Source organism: Mesorhizobium sp. P3_A9, from assembly GCF_056402975.1.
This window is the reverse complement of record NZ_JBFUGJ010000519.1, coordinates 1-3,087: the sequence shown is the minus strand read 5'-3', so window position 1 is coordinate 3,087 and position 3,087 is coordinate 1. Positions and strand designations below refer to the sequence as shown.

Annotated in this window: 3 protein-coding genes; 2 read left to right on the top strand and 1 reads right to left on the bottom strand. The window is 58.1% G+C overall.

What is annotated here, in order from left to right; translation table 11 throughout:
• Window positions 1-7 precede the first annotated feature (7 nt).
• Window positions 8-442: a hypothetical protein gene (locus tag AC1DX0_RS33690; protein ID WP_477220572.1), complete on the bottom strand. Its 435-nt coding sequence runs from the start codon at window positions 440-442 to the stop codon at window positions 8-10.
• A gap of 275 nt (window positions 443-717) precedes the next feature.
• On the opposite strand from AC1DX0_RS33690, the gene AC1DX0_RS33685 reads away from it, so the two are divergent.
• On the top strand, window positions 718-1,119 hold the full coding sequence (locus tag AC1DX0_RS33685; RefSeq protein WP_477220571.1) for a DUF6252 domain-containing protein: 402 nt from the start codon (window positions 718-720) through the stop codon (window positions 1,117-1,119).
• Between the two features lie 372 nt (window positions 1,120-1,491).
• Window positions 1,492-3,087: ABC transporter ATP-binding protein/permease (locus AC1DX0_RS33680; RefSeq protein ID WP_477358678.1), on the top strand; the 1,596-nt coding region annotated here is incomplete at its 3' end.

Sequence of the window (3,087 nt, the reverse complement as noted above, 5' to 3'; positions counted from 1 at the left end):
GTGCAGCCTATTGCACCATCACCTTGGCTTTGCTGACGAAGAACCCGTGACCATTGCTGCCGGTGCAGGTCAGTCCCTTGGTCGACGACTGGCAAGTGAACGGCCCCTGGCTCCAGCTGTTGCCATAGTCAAGCTTGTCTACGTCACTGCAACAGCTCTGCTCACCGGGGTTCTTGATTAGGGTGGCCGGCCCTTTTGGGCCGAGGATTACGGTCACGTAGCTTGGTTCAACCCGCGAGCAGCTCAGTTCCGGACCGCCGTCCTGTGGTGAATAGGTGCTGGTGCCGCCTTTCGGCGTGTAGATACAGCCGATGTTACCAGAGGGAGCATTGAACTCGACTTGCCCTTCCGAACTTGCCGGAATGGATTGACCGCCAGCATGCGCCAGAGGGAGCCAAGCGAAAAGCAACAGGATTGCGGGTGCGGCTGCGCGTGCAAGCATTGGGAAGCTTCCTTGTTGGAGAACCTGATATGCATTGGTGCCGACAGCCCCGGACTAGGTTCAACCTCATGCACGTATTTTGTCAAACGGCACGCTTCGCATGACGATGTGGTGAATCGCCCACAGCCAAGGTCTGCGCTATTGTCCCAAGCCTAGTCGATCGATGGGGGACGTTCATGCTCACGGGACTTCGTGGCGTTTCATTCTTGCTGCTTTGCCTCACAGCCCTGACAGGCCCGTGGTTCACATCGGCGGCAAACGCCGGGGACGCGGTCATGACCGCCAGTTTCGACGGCAAGCCGTGGACGGCATCATTCGCCCAGGGCACGACGCTGGAGATGGCAGGCAAACCGGTGCTGAACCTGTCGGGGACCCAACAGGGCTCGCCGACGATGACATTCAATTCGATGCTGGTGCTGAAAACGCCAGGCGATTATGTCGGCACCTACCCGTTCGGCGGCGGCTTTCCCGCCAATGGCGCCAACTTCAATATCCTCGATTCCGCCGCCACGGTCGGGCATGTCAGGTCCAAGAGCGGTGAAGTGGTGATCGACAAGTACGACCCTGCCGCAAAGACCATTTCCGGTCACTTCTCGGCCTCCGGCAAGGACGATGACGGCAAGGAAGCAGACATCAAGGACGGTCTGTTTTCGGGAGTTTTGGTTAGCCCGCAATGAAAATTCGACCCGCCCGGCAAGCCAAAATGAGTCACAAAATCGTGTGAGAACCTTCCCTAAGGGAAGGTTGAAGCGTCCTACAAAATTCCTATCAAGTATATGACATCATTGCATTAAATCGCGTTTTCGCTGGCTTCCGCGCGACGCTCGGAAAGGCTGGTCTGTTGCCTTGCCGACACGGCCGGCACTTCAATCCCGCCGACCCCCTACAAAAAGTAATGGAAAATGATCAATTGGTGTTACCATCCGTAACAAAACAAAAAAGGTTTGGGCGGGATCGTGATTCGGATCGGCAAACGATCGCAGGAGTCAGTACCGGATAGACTACACAGCGACGCCTCGGGGCCGTCGCCTTTGACGCCGGTATCCTCGATGCGCAGCTTCTGGGGCTTGATGCGGGCCTACTGGGTCTCGGATCGGTGGAAGGAAGCCTGGACCCTCACCCTGGTGATTGCCCTGCTCACCGCGCTCTCCAGCAAGGCCGATGTCTGGTTCACCGTGGCGGCGGGTGAACTAGCGGCCTCAATCGCTTTTTTCCACGACGCCGCGAATACCGCACCACTTGAATCGCTGTTGACCAATGCCGGCCTGCTTGTGTTGCTGGTCGTACTCAAGGACATGGGAATCGTAGGAGCCTGCAAGTTTGTATCTGCGACATTGCATCGCAAATGGCGCGCATGGCTAAACAGCCGCTTCAATGAGGCGCTGCTCGATTCCAATCATTCACACTACCACGTCCAGCATGGCTCGTCCGGCACGGCAGCGCCCGACAACGTCGACCAGCGTGTGCAGGAATCGATCAAGGATATGGCAGGCGGTGCCATCGGTCTGGCCATGGGCGTATTCGGTGTCTTCACCTCGTTCTACTTTGTTGGCGGCGAATTGCTGAAAAACTCGGTGGAGGTGAAGGGACTCGAGGTTTTAGGAGGCTATGGCAGCGCCGCCCTTGCTCTCTTGGCGGTTGCCATTTACGTACCCGTCAACACTTGGATCGCGATCAAACTCGGCGGAATGCTGGAGTGGCTCAACATCAGGATGCAGAAGGCTGAGGGCACCTATCGCGGCGAACTGATCACGTTATTGCGCCGCAGTTTCCACGTGGCGGCGTCGCGAGGCGAAGACGTGCAGAAGACGATGCATGGCCAGCTCTATCTCGACATCGACAGCACTTGGTCGAAGTTCAACATCGTCAACACCATCTATGCGGGATTCGAATCGGTCTATAATTTTGTCGGTGCCAAAGTTGTGGCCTACGGACCTGGTCTGGTGCCGTTCATCCACAACGGCCTCGACCTCAAAGGTTACATAACCGGTTCCGAACAGGTGAACGCGCTGATCAGCAAGTGTTCGTGGTTCATTCATGTCATGCCCGCAATCGCCACGTTGCGCGCCAACAGCCAGCGTGTCACCGAGCTGGCGAATGCGATCGAGAATGTTCAGCATCCGCAGGAGTTCTACAGCCAGACCGGCCGYTCCGACTTCCACTATGCCTGYCAGAACCCGGTTTTCGGCCTGACCATCCAGARGCTCGAACTGGCGCATCAGGGCGARGACGCGACGCCCTTCCTCAGCGCCGCCAATGTGCGCTTCCGGCGCGGCGAGTGGACCTTCCTCAAGGGCGAATCCGGTTGCGGCAAGACTTCGCTGATCAAGGCGATCAACGGGCTCTGGCCATACGGCCACGGCACCATCGTCTTCCCGGACGGKGTGARSAGTTTTTWTGCCGCYCAGGAGGTCAAGCTGCAGCAGGTGTCGTTRAAACAGCTGGTCTGCCTGCCGGGTTCGGAGCACGACCATGGCGATGCCCAGGTCGCCGCGGCGTTGCACAAAGCTGGCCTTGGCGACTTCATCGAGCATATGGCCAATGAAAGCCGCGAGGGCAAAAGCTGGGATCAGGTTCTGTCGGGCGGCCAGAAGCAGAAGCTGGTGGTGGCTCGCATCATCCTGCAGCAGCCCGGCCTCGGCCTC

Excerpts from the sequence above, each read along its gene's own strand:
- AC1DX0_RS33690 (WP_477220572.1), bottom strand. The coding sequence starts at position 442 with ATGCTTGCACGCGCAGCCGCACCCGCAATCCTGTTGCTTTTCGCTTGG.
- AC1DX0_RS33685 (WP_477220571.1), top strand. The coding sequence starts at position 718 with ATGACCGCCAGTTTCGACGGCAAGCCGTGGACGGCATCATTCGCCCAG.